The following is a 24,400-nucleotide window of genomic DNA, read 5'->3' as shown; positions in this document are numbered from 1 at the left end:
GGGCATGGCGCTGATCCTGATCTCGCACGACCTCGGCGTGATCGCCGAAAGCGTCTCGAAGATGCTCGTGATGTACGGCGGCAGCGTGGTCGAGAGCGGCCCGACCGCCGCGGTCTTCGCCGAGCGCGCCCACCCCTACACCCGCGGCCTGTTCGCGGCCCGGCCGGCGCTGGGCGCCCCGCGCGGCCTCAAGCTCGCCACCATCCGCGGCAGCGTGCCCGAACTGGTGGACCTGCCGCCGGGCTGTCCGTTCGCGGGCCGCTGCAGCTTCACGGTCGAGGCCTGCCAGGCGACACGTCCGCCGCCGGTGCTGCTGCCGCACGACCACCGCGTGCGCTGCATCCGGCTCGACGAGATCGCCGCCGAAGAAGGAGCCGCCGCATGACGGACCACTTCGATCCCGATCCGAATTCGGCCGCGCTGCTTCAAGTCACGGACCTCGTTCGCCACTACACCCTGCCGCGCGAACGCCTGTTCGGCCCGCCGCCAATGGTGAAGGCACTCAACGGCGTGAGCTTCAGCGTCCGCCCCGGCCAGAGCCTGGGCATCGTCGGCGAATCGGGCTCGGGCAAGTCGACCATCGCGCGGCTGGTGATGGCACTGGACCGGCCGACCTCGGGCAGCGTGAAGCTGCTTGGCCGCGATCTGCATGCACTGCCCAAGGACGAACTGCGGGCGGCGCGGCGCGATGTGCAGATGGTGTTCCAGGACCCCTACGGCTCGCTCGATCCGCGCCAGACCGTGGCGCGCATCGTCGCCGAGCCGCTCGAAGCACTGGCCGAGACCAGCCGCGTCGAGCAGCGCGAGCGTGCCACCGAAGCGCTGGCCGCCGTCGGCCTGCGCACCAGCGACCTGCACAAGTACCCGCACGAGTTCTCCGGCGGCCAGCGCCAGCGCATCGCGATCGCACGGGCCCTGATCACACGGCCCCGGCTGATCGTGGCCGACGAGCCGGTCAGCGCGCTCGACGTCTCGGTCCAGGCCCAGGTGCTCAACCTCATGCAGGACCTGCAGCAGCAGTTCGGCATCAGCTACCTGCTGATCAGCCACGACCTCGCGGTGGTCAACCACCTGTGCGACGAAGTCTGCGTGCTGCACCGCGGCATCGTGGTCGAGCGCGGTGCGCCGCAGCAGCTCTTCGCGCATGCGCGGCATCCCTACACCCAGGCACTGCTCGCCGCGGTGCCGCGAGCCGAGCCGCTGGCGGCCGCATAAGCAAATGCTTGCCGCGCAGGCACCGGCTCGCGATGATGTAACGTTCTATTTCCCCATTCGCCTTTCCCTGGAGCCCTGAACCATGCTGAATCGCCGCACCCTCCTGACCACCGCCGCACTCGCCACCGTGCCGCTCGCGCTGCCGCAGGCCGCGCTGGCGCAGGGCCGCAAGGACTCGATCGTGCTGGGCATGGCACTCGAGCCGCCGGGCCTGGATCCGTCCGCCGGCGCCGCCTCCGCGATCGCCGAGATCGTCCAGTACAACGTCTTCGAAACGCTGACCAAGATCAATGCCGACGGCAGCGTCACGCCGCTGCTGGCCGAGAGCTGGGAGGTCTCGCCCGACCTGCGCACCTACACCTTCAAGCTCAAGCGCGGCGTCAAGTTCCAGAACGGCGAGCCCTTCAACGCGCAGGCGGTCAAGTTCTCGTTCGACCGCGCCGGCAGCGAGAAAAGCACCAACAAGGACAAGCGCACTTTCGCCAACATCAGCACCCAGGTGATCGACGACCACACGGTGGTCCTGATCAACAAGGAGATCGACCCCGACCTGCCGTTCGTGCTGGGCCAGGCGACAGCCGTCATCGTCGAGCCCAAGAGCGCCGACACCAACGCCACCAAGCCCGTGGGCACCGGCCCCTACAAGCTCGACAGCTGGAACAAGGGCAGCTCGCTGGTGCTGAGCAAGTGGGACGGCTTCCGCAACCCGGGCGCGGCCAAGATCAACAAGGTCACGTTCCGCTTCATCTCCGATCCGGCGGCCCAGGCCGCCGCGGTGCTGGCCGGCGACGTCGACGCCTTCCCGCGCATCGGCACGCGCGTGGTGCCGCAGTTCAAGAACAATCCGCAGTTCCAGGTGATCCTGAGCGGCTCGCGCGCCAAGACCATCCTGTCCATCAACAACAAAAGGAAGCCGCTGGACGACGTGCGCGTGCGGCGCGCGATCCTGATGGCGATCGACCGCAAGGCGGTCATCGAGGGCGCGGTCGACGGCTTCGGCGTGCCGATCGGCAGCCACTACGTGCCGGGCGCCGCGGGCTATGTCGATACCACGGCGGTCAACCCCTTCAACATCGAGAAGGCCAAGCAGTTGCTGGCCGAGGCCGGCGTGAAGACCCCGCTCGAGCTCACGATGACGCTGCCGCCGCCGCCCTATGCGCGCCAAGGCGGCGAGGTGATCGCCGCGCAACTGGCCAAGATCGGCATCGTCGTCAAGATCCAGAACGTCGAATGGGCCCAGTGGCTCAGCGCCACCTACGGCGGCGGCCACGACTTCGACCTCAGCGTCATTTCGCACGTCGAGCCCTTCGACCTCGGCAACTACGCGAAGCCGGACTACTACTGGGGCTACCAGTCGAAGGAATTCAACGCCCTGTTCGACAAGATCAAGGCCACCGGCAACACGGCCGAACGCAACAAGCTGCTGGGCGATGTGCAGCGCCTGCTGGCCAACGACGCCGCCAACGGCTTCCTGTTCCAGCCCCAATGGCCGACCGTCGCGAAGAAAGGCGTCAAGGGCCTGTGGAAGGACATGCCGGTCTTCGTCAACGATCTGTCGGCGCTGTCCTGGTCGTGACGCGCGCGCTGCACGAACTGTCGGCGCGAGAGCTGCTCGCCGGCTACCGGGACAAGAGCCTCTCGCCGGTCGAGGTCACGCAGTCGGTGCTCGACCACATCGAGCGCTGGGAGCCGCATCTGCAGGCCACCTGGCTGCTGCGCCCCGAGGCCGCGCTCGAACAGGCGCGCGCGGCCGAGGCGCGCTGGGGCCACGGCAAGCCCTTGGGCGCGCTCGACGGCGTGCCGACCACGATCAAGGAGAACATCGCCACCCGCGGCGACCCGATGCCCGCCGGCACCGCGGCGAGCGAGCTGCGACCGGCGGCCGCCGACGCGCCCCCCGCGGCGCGGCTCAAGGAGGCCGGCGCGGTGATCCTCGGCAAGACCACCATGCCCGACTACGGCATGCTGTCCTCGGGCCTCTCGAGCTTCCATGCGCTGGCGCGCAATCCCTGGGACCTGTCGAAGACGCCCGGTGGATCGAGTGCCGGCGCCGGCGCCGCGGCGGCCGCGGGCTACGGCCCGCTGCACATCGGCACCGACATCGGCGGGTCGCTGCGGCTGCCGGCCGCCTGGTGCGGCATCTTCACGCTCAAGCCCAGCCTGGGCCGGATCCCGATCGACCCGCCCTACATGGGCCGGGCCGCAGGGCCGATGACGCGCAGCGTCGGCGATGCCGCGCTGATGATGCAGACGCTGGCACTGCCCGATGCGCGCGACAGCATGAGCCTGCCGGCGCAGGAGCTCGCGTGGTCGAGCTTCGATGTGGGCACCGACCACCTGCGCGGCCTGCGCATCGGCCTCCTGCTCGACGCCGGCTGCGGCCTGGCCGTGGAGCCCGAGATCCGGGCCGCGGTCGAGCAAGCGGCACGTCTCTTCGAACGCGCCGGCGCGGTCGTCGAAACGATGCAGCCCTTCATGTCGCAGGCGATGCTCGACGGCATGGACCACCTGTGGCGCATGCGCTCGCTGGTCGACCTGAACGCGCTGCGTCCCGAGCAGCGCGCCAAGGTGCTGCCCTACATCCGCCAGTGGGCCGAGAGCGCCGAGGGCTTCAGCGGCGCGCATGTGTTCCGCGCCTTCAGCCAGTTCCATGCGACGCGGGTCGCGGCCGTGGCGGCCTGCGCCCGGTACGACTACGTGATCTCGCCGACCGCACCGAACCTGCCGGCCGCGGCCGAGGCGCCCTCGCCCACCAACGACCCACTGCGGCCGCTGGAGCACATCGGCTTCACGGTGCCGTTCAACATGTCGGAGCAGCCCGCGGCCTCGATCAATTGCGGCTACAGCGCCGGCGGCCTGCCGATCGGCCTGCAGATCGCGGGGCAGCGCTTCGACGACCTGGGCGTGCTCAAGATTTCGCGCGCGTTCGAGCTGATCCGCGATCCGCAGCGGCCCTGGCCCGAGCCGCCGCGCGGCTGACCGCCAGGGCGGAGCAAGCGACGCGATGAGCTTCACCGACAGCCTGGGCAATCCGGTCACGGTCGACGGCGCCGCGAGCCTGCCGGCGATCGATGCCTTCGTCGAGGGCTTCATCTCCTGCGAGGCGCGCGCGGTCGACGCGCTGGCCGCCGCCGACGATGCGAGCCCGATCGTGCAGGCCTACTGCGCGACGCTGCACCTGTTCGCCGAATCGAAGGAGGCGGCCGCCAACGCCCGCCCCTTCCTCGATCGTGCCCGGGCCGGCGCGGCGCGTGCCACGCCGCGCGAGCGGCGCTACATCGAATCCATCGCGGCCTGGGCCGCCGGCGACATCGCGCGCGCCATCGCGCTGCACCAGGAGCAGGCGAAGGAGCATCCGCGCGACCTGGCCTCGCTCAAGCTGGGCCAGTACCACTGCTTCAACACCGGCGACTGCCCCGGCATGCTGCGGCTCGCACTGGCCGCGCTGCCCGCAGCCGGCGACGTGCCCTACCTGCACGGCATGGCGGCCTTCGGCTACGAGCAATGCCACCTGCTGCGCGAGGCCGAGGCCAGCGCGCGCCGCGCGATCGCGATGCGGCGCAAGGAGCCCTGGGCGCACCACGCACTCGGCCACGTGATGCTGACCGAAGGGCGCCTCCATGAAGGACTGGCCGTCATGCGGGCCCTCAGCGACACCTGGGTCGGGCTCAACTCCTTCATGGTCACGCACAACTGGTGGCACGTCGCGCTGTTCCTGATCGACCTGGGCCGCGACGCCGAGGCGCTCGAGGTCTACGACCGCGAGGTCTGGGGCGTGGTCAAGGGCTACTCGCAGGACCAGGTCGGCGCGGTATCGCTGCTGGCGCGTTTCGAACTCGCGGGCATGCCGGTCGGCGACCGTTGGCATGACGTGGCCGACCACCTGGCCGAGCGGCTCGGCGACCACGTGCTGCCCTTCCTGGACCTGCAATACCTCTACGGGCTGGCACGCGCCGGCCGCCCCGAGGCCGATGTCCTGCTGCACAACATCGAGGCGTTCGCGCCGAACGCGCCGCCATCGACGCGCGAGGCCTGGCAGCGCGTCTGCGTGCCAGCAGCGCATGGCCTTCGCGCCCACGCGCACGGCGACTTCGCGGCAGCCATCGATGGCCTGGGCCAGGCGCTGCCGCGGCTGGTCGAGATCGGCGGCAGCCATGCACAGCGCGACCTGTTCGAGCAGGTATACCTCGATGCGCTGACACGCCTCGGCACCGAGGCCTCGCTGGCCGGCGCTCAGGGCATCCTGCAGCAGCAGGTCAACGGCCAGCCGGAGTCGCTGCGGCTGCGCCGGCAGGCGGCCGCGGTCTACGCGCGGCTCGGCCTGCCCGCCTTCGGCTGATCAGCCCTTCGCCACTTCGTGGGCAGCCATCTGCTCGAGCGCCTTGACCAGCGCCGAGTGATCGAGCTGGTCCCACCCATGGGCGGCACAGGACTGCATCAGCTGGGCCGCCGACGCGGTCTGCGGCAACGCCACGTCCATTTCCTTCGCGCCGGCAAGCGCCAGGTTCAGGTCCTTCTGGTGCAGCGCGATCCGGAAGCCCGGATTGAAGGTGCGCTTGATCATCCGCTCGCCATGCACCTCGAGGATGCGGCTGGCCGCGAAGCCGCCCATCAGCGCCTGCCGCACCTTGGCCGGATCGGCGCCGGCCTTGCTGGCGAACAGCAGCGCCTCGCCGACCGCCGCGATGTTGAGCGCCACGATGATCTGGTTCGCCACCTTGGTGGTCTGGCCGTCGCCGTTGCCGCCCACCCGCGTGATGTTCTTGCCCATGGCCTCGAACAGCGGCCGGGCGCGCTCGAACACGGCCTCGTCGCCGCCCACCATGATGGTCAGGCTGGCGGCCTTGGCGCCCACTTCGCCGCCCGAGACCGGGGCGTCGAGGTAGTCGCAGCCGAGTTCATTGATCTTCTTTGCGAAGCGCTTGGTCTCCATCGGCGCGATCGAGCTCATGTCGATCACCGTCTTGCCCTTGGTGAGCCCGGAAGCGACGCCGTCCTCGCCGAACAGCACCTGCTCGACGTCGGGCGTGTCCGGCAGCATCAGGATGACGACCTCGGCCGCGCGCGCGACCTCGGCGTTGGTCTTGCAGACGGTGGCGCCCTTCAGCGCGTCGGGCACCTTGCTGCGCGTGCGCACGATCATCTCGTGGCCCGCCTGCAGCAGGTTCTGCGCCATCGGCGCGCCCATGATGCCGAGGCCGATGAATCCGATCTTCATGGTCAGTTCCCTTTCAGTAGGAGGTGGAGCCGGGCGCCGCCGGAGCGGCGCGCATTTGCGAAAGCAGTTGCTGCGAGCCGGCTGCGATCAGTCGCGCGTCCGAACTCACGGTGACGAACTGGAAGCCCTTGGCGATGCGCGCCAGCGCGCCTTCGGCCGTGCCGTTGTGGATCCCGGCCACCAGGCCGTGCGCCTTGGCGCGTTCGAGGATGTGGTCGATGGCCTGCGCGACCGGCGGGTCGACCTCGTCGAACACCGGCCTGCAGCCCAGCGCCAGCGAGAGGTCGGACGGCCCGATGTAGACCGCGTCCAGCCCCTCGACCGACAGGATGGCGTCGAGGTTGTCCAGTGCCTGAGCGGTCTCGATCATCGCGAAGGTCACGATGGTGTCGTTGGCATGCTGCGCGTAGTCGGCGCCGCCGTAGAGCGAGGCGCGCACCGGCCCGAAGCTGCGGGTGCCGCGCGGCGCGTAGTGGGTGTAGGCGACCAGCCGCGCGGCCTCGTCGGCGGTGCTGATCATCGGGCAGATGAGGCCATAGGCGCCGGCGTCGAGCGCCTTCATGAGCGCGCTCGGATCGAGCCACGGCACGCGCACCACGGGCACCGTGTCGGTGGTCGAGATCGCCTGCAGCATCGGGATCATCGATTGGTAGTCGACCACGCCATGCTGCAGGTCGATGGTCAGCGAGTCCCAGCCCTGGTGGGCCATGGTCTCGGCCGAGAAGCCATTGGGAATCGCGAGCCAGCCGTTGACCGCGGCACCTCCCGACTTCCATAGCGTGCGCAGGCGGTTTTCTCTCATGGATGGCTCCTTTTAGTCAGTTGAGGACAGAGCAAAAACTGCTGAGCAGTTTCTTGGTCTGTCCCGCAAGGTCTCAGTCCTATCGGTCGAAGGCCGGGCGCTTGGGGTCGAAGCGCCAGCCGGGAATCAGGCCCTGCATCGCGACCGCATCGTCGCGCGCGCCGAGGCCGTGCTGCTTGTAGAGCTGGTGGGCCTTCTCGACCTCTGCCATGTCGAGCTCGACGCCCAGGCCCGGCTTCTTCGGCACCTGCACCAGGCCGCCCTCGATGCGCAGCGGCTCCTTGGTCAGGCGCTGGCCGTCCTGCCAGATCCAGTGGGTGTCGATCGCGGTCACGCGGCCCGGCGCGGCGGCGCCCACCTGGGTGAACATCGCGAGCGAGACATCGAAGTGGTTGTTCGAGTGCGAGCCCCAGGTCAGGCCCCAGTCGCGGCAGGTCTGGGCCACCCGCACCGAGCCGGCCATGGTCCAGAAATGCGGATCGGCCAGCGGAATGTCGACCGACTGCAGCGCCAGCGCATGGCTCATCTGGCGCCAGTCGGTGGCGATCATGTTGGTGGCGGTCGGCAGGCCGGTGGCGCGCCGGAACTCCGCCATCACCTCGCGGCCCGAGAAGCCCTCCTCGGCGCCGCAGGGATCCTCGGCATAGGCGACCACGCCGCGCATGTCGCGCATCAGGCGGATCGCATCCTTGAGCAGCCAGCCGCCATTGGGGTCGAGCGTGACGCGGGCCTCGGGGAAGCGCTCGTGCAGCGCGACCATGCACTCGATCTCCGCCTCGCCGCGCAACACGCCGCCCTTGAGCTTGAAGTCGTTGAAGCCGTAGCGCTCGCGCGCCGCCTCGGCCAGCCGCACCACGGCTTGCGGCGTCATCGCCTGCTCGTGCCGCAGCCGGAACCAGTCGTTGTCGGCCCCGGGCTCGCGGGCATAGGGCAGGTCGGTCTTGTCGCGGTCGCCGACGAAGAACAGGTAGCCCAGCATCTCCACCGCGTCGCGTTGCTGGCCTTCGCCGAGCAGCGCCGCGACCGGCACGCCCAGGTGCTGGCCCAGCAGGTCGAGCAGCGCCGACTCGATCGCGGTCACGGCATGGATGGTGGTGCGCAGGTCGAAGGTCTGCAGTCCGCGTCCACCGGCGTCGCGGTCGGCGAACTGTTTCTGCACCTGCTGCAGCACGCGCTGGCAGGCGCCGATCGACTGGCCGACGACCAGGTCGCGCGCGTCCTCGAGCGTCTGGCGGATCTTCTCGCCGCCCGGCACCTCGCCGACGCCGGTGCGCCCGGCGTTGTCGGTGAGGATCAGCAGGTTGCGGGTAAAGAAGGGTCCGTGCGCGCCGCTCAGGTTCAACAGCATGCTGTCGCGGCCGGCGACCGGGATCACGCGCAGCGCGGTGACGAGGGGGGTGGAATGGGGCATGGCGGGTGCTCTTGCTCAGTCGATTGAGATCTTGCCCGTCTCGATCACTTTCTTCCAGCGCGCGAACTCCTGCTGCTGGAACTTGGCGAACTGCTCGGGCGTGTTGGCGACCACCTCGAGGCCGATGGCGGTGAACTGCTGCCTGACCGCGGGGTCGTTGAGCGCGGCGGCCATCGCATCGTGCGCCTTGCTGCGCACCGCGGGCGGCAGGCCCCTGGGCGCGACGATCGCCTGCCACGAATAGACCTCGAGGTTCTTGATGCCGGCTTCGGCCGCGGTCGGGACCTCGGGCAGCACCGGCGAGCGCTTGTCGCCGGTCACCGCGAGCGCCCGGAGCTTGCCGGCCTGGATGTTCTGCACCACCGCGTTGACGTTCTGGAACGACGCATCGACCTGGCCGCCGAGCAGGTCCGTGATCGCGGGCGCCCCGCCCTTGTACGGCACATGCAGGCCGCTGGTGGCGGTCTGCTGCCAGAACAGCTCGGCCGTGAGGTGGTCGCTCGAGCCGTTGCCCGAGGAGGCGAAGGTCATCTTGCCCGGGTTCGCCTTCAGGTTCGCGATGACGTCGGCCACCGTCTTGTGCGGCGACTTGGCCGGCACCACCAGTACGTTGGGCGCCTGCACCGCCACCGTGATCAGGTCGAAGTCCTTCAGTGCGTCGTACTGCATGCCCTTGATGAGGTGCGGTGCGATCACCAGCGGGCCCAGCGAGGTCACGAGGAAGGTGGCGCCGTCGGGCGCCGAGCGCTTCACCTGGGTCGCGCCGATGGTGCCGGTGGCGCCGGCCTTGTTGTCGACCAGGAAGGTCTGGCCCAGCTTGTCGCCGAGTTTCGGCGCCATGGCGCGCGCCACCATGTCGGTCGAGCCGCCGGGCGGGAAGGGAACCACGAGGGTCACGGGTTTCTGGGGCCAGTCCTGGGCCTGGGCGCCGAGGGCCGCGAGGCCGAGGGCGAGCGTGCCGAACAATCTCTTCATGCCTGTCTCCTTGAAATGGTAGCGCTACCTTTGATGGTTGGATGATAGCGCTACCTTTTTTCGAGAACCAGCGGATCCGGCTAGGGGTTTGTACGGATCAGGCGCTGGCGCGCTCGACGATCGAGAAGCCGATGTCGACCACCCGCGGCCCACGCTGCCCGCCCTCCGCCCGATCGACGATGAATTGCGCGGCCTGGCGCCCGATGGCCGTGCCGTCGATGCGCACCGTGGTCAGCGCCGGATGGAGGTCGGCGGCGAATTCGAGGTCGCCGAAGCCGACCACCGCCAGCTGCCCCGGAACGGCAATGCCCCGCGCCTGCGCCTCGGTCATGACGCCGAGCGCGAGCAGGTCCGAACTGCAGAAGACGGCGTCAATGCCCGGCGCCTCGCGCAGCAGCTCGACGAGCGCCGAGCGGCCGCTCTTCAGGGTGGTCGGCGCCGGCACCCGCACCACGGCGACTTCGGGCAGGCCGGCGGCGCGCGCCGTGTCCTGGAAGGCCTGCAGGCGCCGCAGGGCACGTTCGTCGTCGCCGGCGATCACCGCCAGCCGGCGGCGGCCCCGGGCATGCAGGAACTCGACCACCGCCCGGCCGACCGCCGGGTGCGAGAAGCCCACCAGCATGTCGAGCGGCGTCGGCGTGAGGTCCCAGGTCTCGACCACCGGGATGCCGGCGGCCAGCAGGCGCTTGCGCCCCTCGGGCGAATGCATGATGCCGGTCAGCACGATGCCGTCGGGGCGGCGGCCGATGATGGCTTCGAGCAGCGCGTCCTCGCGCGAATCGACGTAGCCGCTCTGGCCCAGCATCAGCTGGTAGCCGCGCTCGGCCAGCGCCTGGGTCAGGGACTGCACGGTCTGCAGGAACACCGGGCCGGCAATCGTCGGCACCACCGCCGCCACCAGCCGGCTGCGCGTGGACGCCAGGCCGCCAGCCAGCACGTTGCGCACGTAGCCGGTCCGCTCGACCGCGGCCGTGACCTTCTTCAGCACCTCGGCCGACACCTGCCGCGGCGTGCTCAAGGCCCTCGAGGCGGTGATCGGCGCCACGCCCGCGAGCTTCGCGACGTCATGAAGGGTGACCGCGCCGCTGCCTCGGCGGGCGCGTCGGACTGGAGGCTCCTCATTGCTCATGCGTCGATTCTAGGCCTCGGTAGCGCTACCGCGCGGACAGGCCCGGCGGCGCGACGAACCCACCGAACGCGCGCTCCACGGCCTCGGCGAAGGCGATGGTGGTGCGGTCCTCCAGGTACGGACCGATGATCTGCATCCCGACCGGCAGCCCCTCTTCGCTGAGCCCGATCGGCATCGCGGTCGACGGCAGCCCGGTCAGCGTCGCAATGCTCGACCAGGGCGACTGGTCCTTGTAGGCGATGTCCCGGTCGTCGATGCGCAGCCGCCGCGCCTCCATCTCGCCGTGGTCATGCAGGAAGGCCGGCGTCGGCGACACCGGGCACAGGACCACGTCCCACTGCCTGAAGAACTCGCGCCACTGATGCGCGATGCCGGTCCGTGCGCGGTCCGCATGGATCCAGTCCCGGTGGCTGATGCCGCCCTCGAGGCCCGGCATGTCGGCGCTGATCATGGCCCACAGCAATTGCCCCCAGAGCGACGCGACGCGCGCCAGGTCCGGCAGCAGCGGGCTGGTCCGGGCGATCCGGCAGCCGGCGCCCTCCAGCGCGCCGCACAGGCGCTGCAATGCCGAGCCGACCGCCTCCGAAGTCGGCACCAGGGGATGCTGGTCGAGCACCAGCACGCGGAAGTCGCCGAGCGCGAGATGGCGCGCCGGCGGCAGCGCCAGGCGGTACGCGACGGCCTCGGCATCGTCGGGGCCGGCGACGACGTCGAGCGCCAGCGCCAGGTCGGCGGCACTGCGCGCCATCGGACCGACCACCGCAAGATCGACGCCCGGGTCCACCGACAGCGCGGGCGTGCCCGGCGGCGCGCAGCCGCGCATCGGCACCAGACCGTGCGTGGGCTTGTGCGCAAAGACGCCGCAGAAGTGGGCCGGCACGCGCAGCGACCCGACCAGGTCCGAGCCGAATTCGAGCGACACGTAGCCCGCCGCCAGCGCTGCGGCACTGCCGCCGGAGGAGCCGCCCGGCGTGCGCGCCGGGTCCCAGGGATTGCGGGTGGTGCCGAAGACCGGGTTGGTCGATTGCCAGTCGGCGAGTTGCATCGCGACGTTGGTCTTGCCGACGAGCACGGCACCGGCGGCCTTCAGCCTTCGGACGACGACCGCGTCATCGGTCGCGCCGAGCTGCCCGGTGCCCGGAATGCCCCAGGTGGTCGGCAGCCCCGCGACATCGAAGGCTTCCTTGACCGTGATCGGGACGCCCAGCAGCGGCCGCCGGTCCCCGCGCGCCAGCGCCGCATCCGCCGCGACGGCCGCCTCGCGGGCGCGCTCGAAGTCGCGCACGACGACGGCGTTGAAGACCGGATCCAGCTGCTCGATGCGCTCGATCGAGCGCTTCAGCAGCGCGACGGCCGAGGTCTTTCCGGCCTGCAGGGCGGCAACGAGTTCCCGGGTGGTCGCGTAGTCCATGGGCATCGGCTCCGAGGGTCTTGCAAGCCGCGATGATGGCCCAGACCCTGCGCCGGCCCTTGATTCCCCTTGCTCGTTGCTTGACGAATCTTGCGAACCCGCGCCGCCGCGCCCTACGTCTTCCGATGCCGGCTCTGGTCGTAGGTGGGTTGGGCCGGCAGGTCCGCCAGATGCCGCGTGTCCGCCCAGTCGACGATCTCGATCAGCTCGGGCTGGGCGGCATCGGCGATCCGGATCCGGTTGAAGCCGGCGTTCGGAATCTCGCTCTGGCGCGGCCCGTTGAGGCCCAGCCCGCGCGCGGTGCGCCACACCATGTCGAGCACGCCGCCGTGCGTGACCACCAGCAGCTTCTGCCCTTCATGCGCGGTGGCGATGCGGCCCAGCGCCTCGATGATGCGGGCATGGAACTGGCGCGCCGACTCGCCCTCGGGCATCGCATGGTCCTCGCGAAACTGGAGCCAGTCTTCCCAGGCGCGCGGATGCAGGTTCTGGATCTCGTCGGCGCGCATGCCTTCGACGATGCCGAAATGCTGCTCGCGCAGCGCCACCGAGGTGACGATGTCGAGTTCGAGCTGGCGTGCGGCGGGGGTCGCGGTCTGCTGCGCCCGCATCAGGTCGCTGCTGAGGAGATGCTGCACCGGCTCGCCGGCCAGGCGCAGCCCGAGCCGGCGCGCCTGCTCGTGACCCATGTCGTTGAGGGGAACGTCGATGTGGCCCTGGAAGCGGAGCTCGCGGTTCCAGTCGGTCTCGCCGTGGCGGATCAGGATGAGTTCGGTAGTGGGCATAGGCTGGGCCCTATTGTCCCGCAGCGCGTGACATCCGCACGACCGCGCGCTTCGAAGAGAATCCGCACATGCCAAGTCTCGTATTGCTGCCCGGCCTCGCCTGCGACGAACGCCTCTGGGAGGCCCAGCGGCCCGCCCTGCCCCCCGCCCTCGATGCCCGGGTGAGCGACGCCCACATGCGCCACGGCCGCATCGAGACCATGGCCGCGGCCGTGCTGGAGGAGAACCCCGGACCGCTGGTCCTCTGCGGCGCATCGATGGGCGGCATGATCGCCATGGAAGCCGCGCGGCAGGCGCCCGGACGCATCGTCGGCCTGGCCCTGCTGGGCACCAACGCGCGCCCCGAGACGCCCGAGATGTTCGAGCTGCGGCGCTCGGCCATCGAACTCTTCGAACTCGGCGAGGCGCGCGACGTGATCGAATTCAACGCCGGCTTCGCCTTCCATCCCACGCGCTCCGGCGACGCCCCGCTGCTGCGGCGCTACATCGACCTGGTGCTCGATGCCGGTGTCACGCAGCTGGTGCGCCAGAACCGGGCGCTGATGGAACGCCCCGACGCCCGCGAGCAGTTGCCGGGCCTGCGCTGTCCCGTGCTGGTGATGTGCGGCGACCAGGATCGCCTGACGCCGCCCGAATGCTCGCGCGAGATTGCCGCGCTGGTGCCGCACGCCGACCTGGTCTGGATCGCGCAGTGCGGCCACATGCTCACGATGGAACAGCCCGCCGCGGTCAACGCGACGCTCGGGCCCTGGCTGCAGCGCTGGGTCGCGAAGGCCTGAGAGCCGCCTCAGTGGAGCTGGCCGCCGGTCTCCAGGACGTCTTCGCGAACCGACAGGGCGGTGGCGATCGCAACGCGCAGTCCGGCGACCAGCGTCTCCAGCGCCATGCTCGGCTGCCCCGGCAGCCGAGCCGCCTGCCCGGTCAGATAGGGAATGTGGATGAAGCCGCCGCGCATCCCCGCCTCCGGCCGGGTCGCGATGCGGTGCATCAGGCCGAAAAACAGGTGATTGCAGACGAAGGTGCCGGCCGTGTTCGACACCGCGGCCGGAATTCCGGCGGCCCGCAGGTCGCGCACCATGGCCTTGATCGGCAGGTTCGAGAAATAGGCCGCGGGAGCCCCCGCCACCACGGGCACATCGATCGGCTGGCAGCCGGCGTTGTCGCAGATGCGGCCGTCGTCGACATTGATCGCCACCCGCTCGGGCGTGATCTCGCTGCGGCCACCGGCCAGGCCGATGGCCAGCACCAGTTGCGGCTGCAGCTCGTCGATGGCGGCATCGAGTTCGCGCAGGGCGGTGCCGAATACGCAGGAGATGCGGCGCGCGTGCACCACGGCGCCGTCGAGGCGCCAGCCATCGAGCGCGCGCACGGCCTCCCAGGAGGGGTTGATCGCCTCTTGCTCGAAGGGCTCGAAGCCGGTCAGCAGAACGTTCATGTTGCCGCCACCTCGATGCCTTCGGCCGCGAGGCGCTCGCGGATGCGGCGCGCAAAGGCCAGCGCGTGCGGGCCGTCGCCATGCAGGCAGACGGTCTGCGCATTGACCGCGACCGTGCTGCCGTCGATCGCGCGGACCCGGTGATCGCGCACCAGCGACAGCGTCTGGGCCAGCGACTGCTCTTCGTCGTCGATCAGCGCGCCGGGCTGGCTGCGCGGCACCAGGCTGCCGTCGGGCATGTAGCCGCGGTCGGCGAAGACCTCTTCCACGGGCACCAGGCCGGCGCGCTCGGCGGCGCCGATCATGCCGCTGCCGGCCAGGCCGAAGTAGCGCAGCGAGGGATCGAAGCGGCGCACCGCCTCGCAGATCGCCTCGGCCAGCGCCGGCTCCTTGACCGCCTGGTTGTAGAGGGCGCCGTGCGGCTTGACGTGCGCCAGCGTGCCGCCCTCGGCCTTGACGATCGCCGCCAGGGCGCCGATCTGGTAGAGCACGCCGGCGACGATCTCGTCGGGCGGCAGGTTCATGGTGCTGCGGCCGAAGTTCTCGCGGTCCGGAAAGCTCGGATGGGCACCGATCGCGACGCCGTTGGCAATCGCCCAGCGCACGCACTGCTGCATGGTGCGGGCGTCGCCGGCGTGCCAGCCGCAGGCGATGTTGGCCGAGCTGACCAGGCCCAGCAACGCCTCGTCGTTGTCGCATCCTTCGCCGAGGTCGGCGTTGAGGTCAATCTGCATGGTTTTCTCCTTCGGCCCGATTCTGCGCCGGCGCGATCCAGCCTGCGGACACCAGGCCTTGCGCCACCTGCGCGAGGTAGCGCTGGCGCTCGTCCCAGGCCGCGAGCGCTGCCGCCGAATCCACCTGCTGCAGTCGCAGCCGGCCGTTGAGCGGCGCCTGCGCGAGCTTCCAGAGATCGGCACGAATCACCACGCCGATGCGCGGATAGCCGCCGGTGGTCTGGGCGTCGCCCATCAGGATGATCGGCTGCCCCGAGGGCGGCACCTGGATCGTGCCGGGGATCACGCCGGAAGACAGCATGTCGACGGCGCGCCTGCTCTTGAGTTCGAAGCCCTCGAGCCGGCTGCCCATGCGGTTGCTCTGCGGCGTGATGCGCCAGGGCCCCCGCCACAGCGCCTCACGCGAAGCGATCGTGAACTGCTCGAACTCGGGGCCCGCCATCACGCGCAGCACGGTCGCGCCATCGACGCCGTCCAGGCTCGCTTGCGGCCCGCGCACGCCGAACGCGCGCCGCGACAGGCGCTGCGCGTCCAGCAGCGGCACGCCGAGCGTCAGCCGGTCGCCCTTCTTGAGCGCCCGCCCCTGGTGGCCGCCGAAGCCGGCCTTGAGGTCGGTGCTGCGCGAACCGAGAATCACCGGCACATCGATGCCCCCGGCGACCGCCAGCCAGGTGCGCAGCCCCTTCTTGAGGCTCGATCGATTGGCGCCCGCCAGCTTGAGCACCTGCCCCGCAGCCACCGGCACGCTCCAGCAAGGCCACAGCGGCACGCCATCGAGCGCGGCGCCGAAGTCGTCGCCGGCGATCGCGATGCGCGTCGCGGCCTCGAAGCGGATCTCGCAACTGCCCATCGTGAGCTCGAGCCCGGCGGCGCCCTCCGGGTTGCCGACCAGCCGGTTGGCGAGAGTCAGCGCCAGGGTGTCGAGCGCTCCGCCCGGGCAGATGCCGAGCTGCCGATGGCCAGGACGGCCGAGGTCCTGCACCGAGGCCAGCATCCCCGGCCGCAGGACCGTGAGCCCAGCGCTGACCGCCATCAGGCCTCCATGCTTTCGACCACGAAGCGCACCCGGTCGCCGGGCCGCAGCAAGGTCGGCTCGGCGGCGCGCGGGTCGAACATCTCGAGCGAGGTGCGGCCGATCAGTTGCCAGCCGCCCGGAGAGACCAGCGGATAGATGCCGGTCTGCTCGCCGCCGATGCCCACCGATCGCGCCGGCACCGCGACCCGCGGTTCGGCACGCCGCGGCGTCGCCAACTCGGGCGCGAGGCCGCCCATGAACGCGAAGCCGGGCAGGAAACCGAGCAGGTAGACCACATAGTCGCCCGCGCTATGGCGTCGGACGACCTCGGCCGGAGAGAGGCCCGTGTGCCTGGCGACCTCGCCCAGATCGGGTCCGGCCTCGCCGCCGTAGGCGACCGGAATCTCGATGCGCCGCCCCTGGATCCCGGCCGCGGCCAGTTGCGGCCAGGCCGACAGCACCTGCATCTCGAGCTCGACCGCATCGATCTGTGCCGGATCGAACAACAGGCTCAGGTTGTTCATGCCGGGCAGCACCTCGTGCACGCCGTGCCACTGCAAGGCCTCCGTCGCCAGCGCCCAGATGCGCTGCTGCTGCGCCAGCGTCGCCGGCGCCGGCAGCTCGCACAGCAGCGCCGCTTCGCCCAGCGCCAGCAGCCGGGGCGGCGGCGCCGCGCTCATTCGCGGCCGAGGCTGCGGACCTTGGCGAGCAGGCTGTCCTGCACGTTGGGCGAGACGAACTTGTCCACTTCGCCGCCGAGCATCGCGATCTCGCGCACGAAGGTGCTCGAGATGAACTGGTACTTGTCGCTGGGCGTCAGGAACACGGTCTCGACCTCGGGCATCAGCGAGCGGTTCATGCCGGCGAGCTGGAACTCGTAGTCGAAGTCGGTCACGGCGCGCAGGCCGCGCACCATCGCCTTGCCGCCGCGGGCAACCACGAAGTCGCGCAAGAGGCCTGAAAAGCTCTCGACCGTCACCTGGTCGCTGTAGGGCTTGACCGCATCGCGCGCCATGTCGATGCGCTCCTGCAGCGTGAACAGCGCCTTCTTGTGGTGTCCCGCCGCCACGGCGACGATGACCCGCGAGAACAATTGGGTGGCGCGCCGCACCACGTCCTCGTGGCCCAGTGTCATGGGGTCGAAGGTGCCCGGGTATACCGCGATCACGTTGTTGGACATGGTTGCTTCCTCCTTGATTCGGCCGCTGGTGGCTCGGTCCGGCGGATTATGCAGCGGCACTCGCCGCGGGCCGGAGAAGATGGGCGTGCACCGCACCGGCCTTCAGGTAGCGGTAGGCCACCAGGCCGAGCGCGGCGAGTTCGTCATCGCTCCAGCGCCGCGCCGCCTCGAGATAGACCACGCCCTCGGGCCGAAGGGCTCGCACCGCCGCGCGCAGGGCCGGTTCGTACAGGGCCGGGTTCTCGAACGGGGGATCCAGGAACACCGCATGCAGGCTGCCGGCGGGCACGCGCTCGAGCGTCGTGACGCCGTTGCCGCGCTCGACACGCACCGCGTCGGCGCCGAGCTTGGTCTTCAGCGCCAGCAGTTGGGCGACCAGGGCCGGGTCCTGCTCGCACAGCAGCACCGAGCCGGCGCCGCGTGAAGCGGCCTCGAGGCCGATCGCGCCGGTGCCCGCAAAGGCGTCGACGCACTGCCAGCCCGGCAGTTCGCCGCCGCCCACGCCGGCCAGGCTGGCGAGCCAGTTGAAGAGGGTTTCGCGCACCCGGTCGGGTGTCGGCCGCAGGCCCGGCTTGTCGGCGACCGCGAGGCGGGTTCGCTTCCACTGGCCGCCGATGATGCGGACGAAATGGGGCGCCTTGGCGAGATTGCTCGGCTTGGCAGGCGCGGTGGGGGCGGGTGTTCTGGGCTTCGGTTTCACACCCGGAGCTTAACGGCTGCCGCCCACGACCACGGTCACCATCTTCTCCGGCTGCAGCTTGCGGGCGAAGGCGGCCTTGATGTCGGACTGGGTGATCGTGTTCATGCGCGCGGTCCAGGTGTCGAGGTAGTCGAGCGGCAGGTCGTTCCAGGCGATGTTCGCGACATTGCCCAGCAGCTTGCGGTTGCTGTCCAGCAGCAGCGGAAAGCCGCCGATCAGGTTGTCCTTGGCGGCCTTGAGTTCGGCCGCAGTCGGGCCCTCGGCGACGAACTTCGCCAGCACGTCGCTCGAGACCTTCACCGCTTCGGCGGCCTGGTCGGGCCGGGTCTGGAAGCCGATGCGGAACGCGCCCGCGTGCAGCGCCGGCGAGAAGGTGCTGTAGACGCTGTAGGCCAGCCCGCGCTTCTCGCGCACCTGCTCGGTCAGGCGCGAGACGAAGCCGCCGCCGCCGAGCACGTAGTTGCCGAGCGTGAGCGCGAAGTGGTCCGGGTCGGCGCGGCGGTAGCCGGGCTGGCCGATCAGCACGTGCGCCTGGGCCGAGTCGAAGGGAATGCGCTCGTCCTTCGGCGCCGCCAGCGGCTGCACCTCGGGCACGGCCGGCAGTTCGGCGCAGGCGCCCCCCGCGGGCAGCCGCGACAGCAGCGTGGTGGCGATGCCGTCGGCCTGTGCGCGCGTGACCGCGCCGACGATGCTGACCTTGGCGCGGCAGGGCACGATCAGGCGCTCGTAGCGCGCGCGCATGGCCGCGACGTCGATCTGCGCCAGCGTGGCTTCGGTGGTGTCGAGACCATAGGGATGCGAGCCGTAGACGCCTTGCGCAAAGGCTCGCTCAACCCGGGTCGAGGGCTTGGTATTGGCCTCGCGAATCGAGGCGTTGAGGCGCTCGCGTTCGCGCTTCCACACGTCTTCCGGAAACGCCGGCTCGCCGATCTCGCGCGCGGCGAGCCGCACCGCCTTGTCGAGCAGCACCGGATCGGACAGGGTGCGCAGGGTGAAGCTGGTGCGGTCGGAGCCGGCGCCGGCGTCGAAGCTGGCGCCGAGGTCGGCCCAGGCCTCGCCCAGCGCATTCTGGTCCAGTGCCGGTTCATTGACCCCTTGGGGCGGCCCGGCGGCGGGACTCCCATGGGCCCGAATGCCCTTCTCGACCATCGCCGCGGTCACCGAGGCCAGACCGGCTTGGGCCGGCGGGTCGCGCCGGCCGCCGGCGTCGAAGTCGACCTGGACGTCGACGATCGGCAGGGCGTTGGTGGCGGCCAGGTAGACCTTGGCGCCGCTGGGCAGGCTCCAGTGCTGGATCGGGATGGCGGCCTGGGCGGCGGCGCCGAAGAAGATGGCGGCGCCGGCCAGCAAGGTGCGCAGGGCGAAGTCTCGGGAATCGAACATGGACATGCAGCCTTCTTTCAACGCAGCTCGCCCGCAGGCGCTGCAAAACCGCGCGGCCGGCGGTTCGGTTCGGGCGGCAGGGGCCGCAGGGTGGCGGCCGTCATCTGGTCGTCGCCGAAGTACTTCGCCGCCACCGCCTGCACCTGCTCGGCCGTGACCGCCTGGAGCCGGGCGATGATCCGTTCGCTGGCGTCCAGCGGCAGGCCCTGCACCCAGTTGCTGCCGAGCTCGCGCGCCTGCGCCATCACCGAATCGAGCTTGTAGGTTTCGCTGGCCACCCACTGGGTCTTGACGCGGGCGAGTTCGGCCGCGCCGACGCCTTGGCGCGCCACCTTCGCGACCTCCGCGCGCAGCGCGGCCTCCACCGCCTCGGGGGTCTTGCCCGCCGCCGGGACGCCGTCGAGCACGAACAGCTGCGGCCCGCGGCCGACGAAGCCCCCGTAGGCACCGGCCGAATCGGCCACGCGGTCCGGCCCCTGCGTCAGCGCGCGGTCGAGCCGCGCGCCGGGATAGCCGTCGAGCAGGGCCGACAGCACCACCAGCGCATAGGCGTCGCTTTCCGCGGCGCTGTCGAAGGTGTCGCCGGTCCCGATCTGCGGCGTGCGAAACGCCAGCGACACGTAGGCCTGCTCGGCCGGCGCCTTGAATTCGACGCGGCGCACGCCGCGCTGCGCGGGCTCGGTGCGCGGCTTGCGCTGCGGCACGGCACGCGCCGGGATCGAGCCGTAGTACTTCTCGGCCAGGGCTCGCACCTTGGCGACATCGACGTCGCCCGCGACGACGATCGCCGCGTTGGATGGAACGTACCAGGCCTGGAAGAAAGCGCGGGCGTCGGCCGGCGTCATCGACTCCAGGTCGCTCATCCAGCCGACCACCGGACGGTGGTACGGCGAGGCGGTGAAGATCGCGGCGTTCTGCTGCTCGCCGAGCAGCGCGCGCGGCTGGTCGTCGGTGCGCATGCGGCGCTCCTCCTTGACGACCTCGATCTCGCGCTTGAACTCGTCGTCGGGCCACTGGTTGCTGGCGAAGCGGTCGGATTCCAGCTTCATGACCTGCTCCAGCTGCTCCGCCGGGATCTGCTGGTAGTAGCCGGTGTAGTCGCGGGTGGTGAAGGCGTTCTCGCGCCCGCCCAACGCGGCCACGCGGCGCGAGAACTCGCCGGGCTTCAGGTTCTTGCTGCCCTTGAACATCATGTGCTCGAGCACGTGCGCGACGCCCGAGGTGCCGTCGACCTCGTCCATCGATCCGACCCGGACCCAGAGCATCTGGACCGCGGTCGGGGCCCGCCGGTCGGGCTTGACGATCAGGGTCATGCCATTGGAGAGCGTGAACTGCTGGGCCGGGACCGGCGCTGTGGCGGCGGTCGCAGTGGTGGCGGGATCGGCAGGCGCGGGGGCGTTCTGGGCCAGGGCGGGCAGGCCAGCCAGCGCCATCAGCACCGAAGCCAGCACCGCACCCGACGCAGCGCGGCGTGGCAAGGGGTGTTTCATAGAATGGCTCGGATTGTAAAAAGCGCCCAATGTTCAGTTTCTTCAAGAAAAAACCTGCGGCCGAGAGCCCGGCGCCGGTTCCCGAGCCTGCGGCCCCGCCGGCCGAAATGCCTGCGGCAGCCCCGAAATCGGTCTTTTCGCCCTCCAGCTGGTTCGGCGGCAAGCCGGCGGCTGCGCCGGCACCCGTGGCGGCACCTGCACCTGCACCTGCGCCTTCGCCTTCGCCTTCGCCTGCACCTGCAGCGGCACCCGTGACCGCGCCAGCGCCGACGCCAACGCCGATGGCCCCCGCCCCTGCACCGGTGGAAGTGCCGGCCCCCCCCCCTCCTCCCGCATCGGCGCCGCTTCCGGCGCCGGCCCCGACACCTGCGCCCCCGCCCGAGCGCAGCGGCTGGCTCGGCAAGCTGCGCAATGGCCTGCGCAAGACCGGCAACAGCATCACCGCCGCCTTCGTCAACGCGCAGATCGACGATGCGCTCTACGAGGAACTGGAGGAGGCGCTGCTGATGGCCGATACCGGCGTCAAGGCCACCGAGCACCTGCTTGAGGACCTGCGCCGCCGCGTCAAGAGCCAGATGGCGACCGACGCCGCGCAGGTCAAGCTGCTGCTGGCCGACGCGATCACCGACCTGCTGCGGCCGCTCGAGAAATCGCTGGTGATCGGCGAGCACACGCCGACCGTGATCATGGTCGCCGGCGTCAATGGCGCCGGCAAGACCACCTCGATCGGCAAGCTCACCAAGCACCTGGCCAACGAAGGTGCCTCGGTGCTGCTGGCCGCGGCCGACACGTTCCGGGCCGCGGCGCGCGAGCAATTGCTGGTCTGGGCCGACCGCAACACGGTCGAGATCGTGAGCCAGGAAGGCGGCGACCCGGCCGCCGTGAGCTTCGACGCGGTCAACGCCGGCAAGGCGCGCGGCAAGGACGTGGTGCTGGTCGACACCGCCGGCCGGCTGCCGACCCAGATCCACCTGATGGACGAACTCAAGAAGATCAAGCGGGTCGTCAACCGGGCCGACCCCACGGCGCCGCACGAGGTCCTGCTGGTGATCGACGGCAACACCGGCCAGAACGCGCTGGCGCAGGTCAAGTCCTTCGACGAGGCGCTGGGCCTGACCGGGCTGGTCGTGACCAAGCTCGACGGCACCGCCAAGGGCGGCGTGCTGTGCGCGATCGCGCGCGAACGGCCGATCCCGGTCTATTTCATCGGCGTCGGCGAGAAGCTCGAGGACCTGGAAACCTTCGACGCCCGCGAATTCGCCCAGGCATTGCTCGGATAGCGCGCCAGCGGCCTTCGGTGGCGGCCAGCCTGGTCTATTACGCGACGCTGCGCTCCCCGGCCTTCCTCGCGACCATGCTGGTCGGCACGGTCGCCCTGCTGGCGCTGGTGCACGCGATGGGCGATCTTGTTTTGCCGGTGTCCGCCGTCATCTTCGTGGTGGCCTGGATCTTCCAGTTCATCGGCCACAAGATCGAAGGCCGGAAACCTTCCTTCTTCGAGGACATCCAATACCTCTGGGTCGGCCCGCTGTTCGTACTGTCCAGGCTTTTCGAGCGTCTCGGCCTCCGCTGGTAGGCCTGGAGGCTTGTGGCCCAGGCTATCGACCCCATAGAAAATAAGGGGGAACCCTTGCCTTAGCACTCCCTCTAACCGAGTGCTAATATGGCCATGAAAGAAGGAGTTTCCCGAATGACAACACTGTCTGGAGCCTCTGCCAACCAGCTCGCCGTCGCCAATCCCTGGTCGATGGTGCCGCCGCTGGGTAACTTGGACGCCTACATCTCGGCAGCCAACCGCCTGCCTTTGCTGACGCTCGAAGAGGAGCAGGGCTTCGCGCGCAAACTGCGCGACGACAACGACCTCGAAGCCGCCGGTGCGCTCATCTTGTCGCATCTGCGCCTTGTCGTCTCTATTTCCCGCCAATACCTGGGTTATGGCCTGCCGCACGGCGACCTGATCCAGGAAGGCAATGTCGGCCTCATGAAGGCCGTCAAGCGCTTCGATCCCGACCAGGGCGTCCGGCTGGTGAGCTACGCCATGCACTGGATCAAGGCCGAGATCCACGAGTACATCCTGAAGAACTGGCGCATGGTCAAGGTCGCGACGACCAAGGCCCAGCGCAAACTGTTCTTCAACCTGCGCTCGATGAAGCAGGGTTTCAAGGCCGATTCGGCCGCCGCCGACGGTGGCACCCACCGCGAGACGCTGAGCCCGGACGAGGTTTCGCAGATGGCCACGCGGCTGAACGTGAAGCCCGAGGAAGTGCTCGAGATGGAAACCCGGCTCTCGGGCGGCGACGTGCTGCTCGATCCGAGCCCGTCCGACGACGGCGACGACGGCTTCGGCCCGATCGCCTATCTGGCCGACGCCACGCAGGAGCCAACCGCACAGCTCGAATCGCGGCAGCGCGACCGGCTGTCGACCGACGGCATCTCGACCGCGCTGGAAGCCCTGGACGAGCGCAGCCGCCGCATCGTCGAGGAGCGCTGGCTCAAGGTCAACGACGACGGCTCGGGCGGAATGACGCTGCACGACCTGGCTGCGGTCTACGGCGTGAGCGCCGAGCGCATTCGCCAGATCGAGGTGGCAGCGATGAAGAAAATGAAGAAGGCCTTGGCCGAATACGCCTGAAGCGCCCTTCTCCCTCGCATCAAGCCCGGCCCCGTGCCGGGCTTTTCTTTTTCAGGCCGCCTCGGGCGCCCGCTTCGCCAGCGTCCTCGACGCCCGACGCACGATGTAGCCGGTTTCGGCCGAGTCGCTCTCGGCCAGCCAACGGTCGCAGGTGGCTTCGACCCAGTCCGGTTGCGTGCGGCTCGCGTCGTTGAGCCAGTTGGCGACCGAGTTCTGGACATAGCGGCTGGGGTCCGACCTGAGCGGCTCCAGCAGCGGCAGGCCGAGCCAGGGCTCGGCCTTGAGGCGCTCGATCTGGGCGCACCAGACGCCGCGCGGCCGAGTCAGTTCGCTGGCGAAGCGGCGAATGTTCGGGTCCGGGTCCGCCGTCCAGGGCTGCAACCGCTCCAGGGCCTCGTCGAGCGAGCGGATGGTCGCGTCGCGCACCGCCATCCACGCCATCTCGCGCACGCCGAAATGCGGATCGGCCGCAAAGCGCCGGGTGGCCTCCAGTTGCCCGGCCAGCGACAGGCCCGACATCGGGATCCACTGCGTCGCCCAGCAACGCGCCACGTCGCTCGGATGGGTGGCCAGCCGATGGGCCACCGCGTCGCGCTCGGGATGCGCGGCCGTGAGGTCGTAGAGCGCCCGCGCGATGTGGCCGTGGCGCTGCATCGGCTTGAAGGCTGCCAGCATTGCGAAGGTGTCGCCCAGGCGTTCGCTGGCCGCATCGAGCCCGATCTGCGCGGCCACGCTGCGCGCCAGCCTCGGCAGCTCCAGCGCCATGAATTCGTTGAGATTGACGGTCTCGAGCAGGCCGTCGTTGAGTGCCTCCAGCACCTCGGGCGGGATCAGCGCCATGCGGAAGGCGCCCTTGCGCTGCAGCAAGTGATCGACCGAGGCCAC

The 24,400-nt window shown here is 70.2% G+C and carries 24 protein-coding genes and 1 pseudogene; 9 read left to right on the top strand and 16 right to left on the bottom strand.

The window, feature by feature from the left end; genetic code table 11:
• The 5 genes from AC1D2O_RS11945 to AC1D2O_RS11925 form a co-directional block, all read left to right on the top strand.
• Nucleotides 1–385, top strand: a 385-nt coding sequence (locus AC1D2O_RS11945; RefSeq protein WP_478086536.1) for an oligopeptide/dipeptide ABC transporter ATP-binding protein, incomplete at its 5' end; no start/stop codon positions are given.
• Nucleotides 382–1,215: an ATP-binding cassette domain-containing protein gene (locus AC1D2O_RS11940; protein WP_478086538.1), complete on the top strand. Its 834-nt coding sequence runs from the start codon at nucleotides 382–384 to the stop codon at nucleotides 1,213–1,215. The genes AC1D2O_RS11945 and AC1D2O_RS11940, both read left to right, overlap by 4 nt.
• 82 nt (nucleotides 1,216–1,297) lie before the next feature.
• A complete protein-coding gene (locus tag AC1D2O_RS11935; RefSeq protein ID WP_478086540.1) occupies nucleotides 1,298–2,791 on the top strand; it encodes an ABC transporter substrate-binding protein in 1,494 nt (497 codons plus the stop codon).
• On the top strand, nucleotides 2,788–4,194 hold the full coding sequence (locus AC1D2O_RS11930) for an amidase (protein ID WP_478086542.1): 1,407 nt from the start codon (nucleotides 2,788–2,790) through the stop codon (nucleotides 4,192–4,194). Before AC1D2O_RS11935 ends, AC1D2O_RS11930 begins: the two co-directional genes overlap by 4 nt.
• Before the next feature lie 25 nt (nucleotides 4,195–4,219).
• Nucleotides 4,220–5,554 carry a tetratricopeptide repeat protein gene (locus AC1D2O_RS11925; protein ID WP_478086543.1) on the top strand — a complete coding sequence of 445 codons (1,335 nt, stop codon included), beginning with the start codon at nucleotides 4,220–4,222 and terminating at the stop codon, nucleotides 5,552–5,554.
• Here AC1D2O_RS11925 and glxR read toward each other — a convergent pair whose 3' ends face one another.
• The 7 genes from glxR to AC1D2O_RS11890 all read right to left on the bottom strand — a co-directional run bounded on the left by glxR (nucleotide 5,555) and on the right by AC1D2O_RS11890 (nucleotide 12,946).
• On the bottom strand, nucleotides 5,555–6,433 hold the full coding sequence (gene glxR, locus AC1D2O_RS11920) for a 2-hydroxy-3-oxopropionate reductase (protein ID WP_478086544.1): 879 nt from the start codon (nucleotides 6,431–6,433) through the stop codon (nucleotides 5,555–5,557).
• Nucleotides 6,434–6,446: 13 nt separating this feature from the next.
• Entirely contained in the window at nucleotides 6,447–7,235 is a 789-nt protein-coding gene (locus tag AC1D2O_RS11915; RefSeq protein ID WP_478086545.1) for an HpcH/HpaI aldolase family protein, read from the bottom strand.
• Nucleotides 7,236–7,314: 79 nt separating this feature from the next.
• On the bottom strand, nucleotides 7,315–8,646 hold the full coding sequence (gene gudD, locus AC1D2O_RS11910; protein WP_478086547.1) for a glucarate dehydratase: 1,332 nt from the start codon (nucleotides 8,644–8,646) through the stop codon (nucleotides 7,315–7,317).
• Between the two features lie 15 nt (nucleotides 8,647–8,661).
• A complete protein-coding gene (locus tag AC1D2O_RS11905) occupies nucleotides 8,662–9,621 on the bottom strand; it encodes a Bug family tripartite tricarboxylate transporter substrate binding protein (protein WP_478086548.1) in 960 nt (319 codons plus the stop codon).
• Nucleotides 9,622–9,718: 97 nt separating this feature from the next.
• Nucleotides 9,719–10,750 carry a LacI family DNA-binding transcriptional regulator gene (locus tag AC1D2O_RS11900; RefSeq protein WP_478086550.1) on the bottom strand — a complete coding sequence of 344 codons (1,032 nt, stop codon included), beginning with the start codon at nucleotides 10,748–10,750 and terminating at the stop codon, nucleotides 9,719–9,721.
• A gap of 25 nt (nucleotides 10,751–10,775) precedes the next feature.
• Nucleotides 10,776–12,161, bottom strand: coding sequence for an amidase family protein (locus AC1D2O_RS11895; RefSeq protein ID WP_478086552.1), 1,386 nt, complete (start codon nucleotides 12,159–12,161; stop codon nucleotides 10,776–10,778).
• Between the two features lie 113 nt (nucleotides 12,162–12,274).
• Nucleotides 12,275–12,946, bottom strand: coding sequence for a histidine phosphatase family protein (locus AC1D2O_RS11890; RefSeq protein ID WP_478086553.1), 672 nt, complete (start codon nucleotides 12,944–12,946; stop codon nucleotides 12,275–12,277).
• Between the two features lie 68 nt (nucleotides 12,947–13,014).
• Here AC1D2O_RS11890 and AC1D2O_RS11885 point away from each other — a divergent pair, with 68 nt between their 5' ends.
• Entirely contained in the window at nucleotides 13,015–13,725 is a 711-nt protein-coding gene (locus AC1D2O_RS11885) for an alpha/beta fold hydrolase (RefSeq protein WP_478086554.1), read from the top strand.
• A gap of 8 nt (nucleotides 13,726–13,733) precedes the next feature.
• Here AC1D2O_RS11885 and pcp read toward each other — a convergent pair whose 3' ends face one another.
• The 8 genes from pcp to AC1D2O_RS11845 are packed head-to-tail and all read right to left on the bottom strand — an operon-like array spanning nucleotide 13,734 to nucleotide 20,883.
• A complete protein-coding gene (pcp, locus tag AC1D2O_RS11880) occupies nucleotides 13,734–14,381 on the bottom strand; it encodes a pyroglutamyl-peptidase I (RefSeq protein WP_478086556.1) in 648 nt (215 codons plus the stop codon).
• Nucleotides 14,378–15,115 carry a 5-oxoprolinase subunit PxpA gene (gene pxpA, locus AC1D2O_RS11875; RefSeq protein WP_478086557.1) on the bottom strand — a complete coding sequence of 246 codons (738 nt, stop codon included), beginning with the start codon at nucleotides 15,113–15,115 and terminating at the stop codon, nucleotides 14,378–14,380. Before pxpA ends, pcp begins: the two co-directional genes overlap by 4 nt.
• Nucleotides 15,105–16,148, bottom strand: a complete 1,044-nt coding sequence (locus AC1D2O_RS11870; protein WP_478086558.1) for a 5-oxoprolinase subunit C family protein — start codon at nucleotides 16,146–16,148, stop codon at nucleotides 15,105–15,107. The genes pxpA and AC1D2O_RS11870 overlap by 11 nt, the downstream gene beginning before the upstream one ends.
• Nucleotides 16,148–16,810: a 5-oxoprolinase subunit PxpB gene (gene pxpB, locus AC1D2O_RS11865; protein ID WP_478157049.1), complete on the bottom strand. Its 663-nt coding sequence runs from the start codon at nucleotides 16,808–16,810 to the stop codon at nucleotides 16,148–16,150. The genes AC1D2O_RS11870 and pxpB overlap by 1 nt, the downstream gene beginning before the upstream one ends.
• On the bottom strand, nucleotides 16,807–17,310 hold the full coding sequence (gene coaD / locus AC1D2O_RS11860) for a pantetheine-phosphate adenylyltransferase (RefSeq protein WP_478086561.1): 504 nt from the start codon (nucleotides 17,308–17,310) through the stop codon (nucleotides 16,807–16,809). Before coaD ends, pxpB begins: the two co-directional genes overlap by 4 nt.
• 46 nt (nucleotides 17,311–17,356) lie before the next feature.
• Complete coding sequence (locus tag AC1D2O_RS11855) at nucleotides 17,357–18,010, bottom strand: RsmD family RNA methyltransferase (protein WP_478086562.1); 654 nt, start codon at nucleotides 18,008–18,010, stop codon at nucleotides 17,357–17,359.
• Between the two features lie 9 nt (nucleotides 18,011–18,019).
• Nucleotides 18,020–19,393: a M16 family metallopeptidase gene (locus tag AC1D2O_RS11850; protein WP_478157047.1), complete on the bottom strand. Its 1,374-nt coding sequence runs from the start codon at nucleotides 19,391–19,393 to the stop codon at nucleotides 18,020–18,022.
• 17 nt (nucleotides 19,394–19,410) lie between these two features.
• Nucleotides 19,411–20,883 (bottom strand): M16 family metallopeptidase, encoded by a 1,473-nt coding sequence (locus tag AC1D2O_RS11845; protein WP_478086565.1) that lies wholly within the window; start codon nucleotides 20,881–20,883, stop codon nucleotides 19,411–19,413.
• 29 nt (nucleotides 20,884–20,912) lie between these two features.
• Here AC1D2O_RS11845 and ftsY point away from each other — a divergent pair, with 29 nt between their 5' ends.
• The 3 genes and pseudogenes from ftsY (at nucleotide 20,913) to rpoH (ending at nucleotide 23,515) form a co-directional block, all read left to right on the top strand.
• On the top strand, nucleotides 20,913–22,163 hold the full coding sequence (ftsY, locus tag AC1D2O_RS11840; RefSeq protein WP_478086567.1) for a signal recognition particle-docking protein FtsY: 1,251 nt from the start codon (nucleotides 20,913–20,915) through the stop codon (nucleotides 22,161–22,163).
• 17 nt (nucleotides 22,164–22,180) lie between these two features.
• A pseudogene (locus AC1D2O_RS11835) lies at nucleotides 22,181–22,459 on the top strand (Mpo1-like protein); the annotation flags it as partial.
• A 114-nt stretch (nucleotides 22,460–22,573) separates the two neighbouring features.
• Nucleotides 22,574–23,515 carry an RNA polymerase sigma factor RpoH gene (gene rpoH, locus AC1D2O_RS11830; protein WP_478086568.1) on the top strand — a complete coding sequence of 314 codons (942 nt, stop codon included), beginning with the start codon at nucleotides 22,574–22,576 and terminating at the stop codon, nucleotides 23,513–23,515.
• 51 nt (nucleotides 23,516–23,566) lie between these two features.
• On the opposite strand, the gene AC1D2O_RS11825 is transcribed toward rpoH, so the two are convergent.
• Nucleotides 23,567–24,400, bottom strand: a complete 834-nt coding sequence (locus AC1D2O_RS11825; RefSeq protein WP_478157045.1) for a DNA alkylation repair protein — start codon at nucleotides 24,398–24,400, stop codon at nucleotides 23,567–23,569.

It is taken from the genome of Variovorax sp. P1_G12, assembly GCF_056405555.1.
This window is presented reverse-complemented; position numbering and strand designations above follow the sequence as displayed.

Excerpts from the sequence above, each read along its gene's own strand:
- AC1D2O_RS11895 (WP_478086552.1), bottom strand. The coding sequence starts at position 12,161 with ATGGACTACGCGACCACCCGGGAACTCGTTGCCGCCCTGCAGGCCGGA.
- pxpB (WP_478157049.1), bottom strand. The coding sequence starts at position 16,810 with ATGAGCGCGGCGCCGCCGCCCCGGCTGCTGGCGCTGGGCGAAGCGGCG.
- AC1D2O_RS11935 (WP_478086540.1), top strand. The coding sequence starts at position 1,298 with ATGCTGAATCGCCGCACCCTCCTGACCACCGCCGCACTCGCCACCGTG.
- AC1D2O_RS11905 (WP_478086548.1), bottom strand. The coding sequence starts at position 9,621 with ATGAAGAGATTGTTCGGCACGCTCGCCCTCGGCCTCGCGGCCCTCGGC.
- AC1D2O_RS11890 (WP_478086553.1), bottom strand. The coding sequence starts at position 12,946 with ATGCCCACTACCGAACTCATCCTGATCCGCCACGGCGAGACCGACTGG.
- AC1D2O_RS11870 (WP_478086558.1), bottom strand. The coding sequence starts at position 16,148 with ATGGCGGTCAGCGCTGGGCTCACGGTCCTGCGGCCGGGGATGCTGGCC.
- AC1D2O_RS11915 (WP_478086545.1), bottom strand. The coding sequence starts at position 7,235 with ATGAGAGAAAACCGCCTGCGCACGCTATGGAAGTCGGGAGGTGCCGCG.
- AC1D2O_RS11850 (WP_478157047.1), bottom strand. The coding sequence starts at position 19,393 with ATGTTCGATTCCCGAGACTTCGCCCTGCGCACCTTGCTGGCCGGCGCC.
- AC1D2O_RS11900 (WP_478086550.1), bottom strand. The coding sequence starts at position 10,750 with ATGAGCAATGAGGAGCCTCCAGTCCGACGCGCCCGCCGAGGCAGCGGC.
- coaD (WP_478086561.1), bottom strand. The coding sequence starts at position 17,310 with ATGTCCAACAACGTGATCGCGGTATACCCGGGCACCTTCGACCCCATG.
- ftsY (WP_478086567.1), top strand. The coding sequence starts at position 20,913 with ATGTTCAGTTTCTTCAAGAAAAAACCTGCGGCCGAGAGCCCGGCGCCG.
- glxR (WP_478086544.1), bottom strand. The coding sequence starts at position 6,433 with ATGAAGATCGGATTCATCGGCCTCGGCATCATGGGCGCGCCGATGGCG.
- rpoH (WP_478086568.1), top strand. The coding sequence starts at position 22,574 with ATGACAACACTGTCTGGAGCCTCTGCCAACCAGCTCGCCGTCGCCAAT.
- gudD (WP_478086547.1), bottom strand. The coding sequence starts at position 8,646 with ATGCCCCATTCCACCCCCCTCGTCACCGCGCTGCGCGTGATCCCGGTC.
- AC1D2O_RS11885 (WP_478086554.1), top strand. The coding sequence starts at position 13,015 with ATGCCAAGTCTCGTATTGCTGCCCGGCCTCGCCTGCGACGAACGCCTC.
- AC1D2O_RS11925 (WP_478086543.1), top strand. The coding sequence starts at position 4,220 with ATGAGCTTCACCGACAGCCTGGGCAATCCGGTCACGGTCGACGGCGCC.
- AC1D2O_RS11940 (WP_478086538.1), top strand. The coding sequence starts at position 382 with ATGACGGACCACTTCGATCCCGATCCGAATTCGGCCGCGCTGCTTCAA.
- pcp (WP_478086556.1), bottom strand. The coding sequence starts at position 14,381 with ATGAACGTTCTGCTGACCGGCTTCGAGCCCTTCGAGCAAGAGGCGATC.
- AC1D2O_RS11845 (WP_478086565.1), bottom strand. The coding sequence starts at position 20,883 with ATGAAACACCCCTTGCCACGCCGCGCTGCGTCGGGTGCGGTGCTGGCT.
- pxpA (WP_478086557.1), bottom strand. The coding sequence starts at position 15,115 with ATGCAGATTGACCTCAACGCCGACCTCGGCGAAGGATGCGACAACGAC.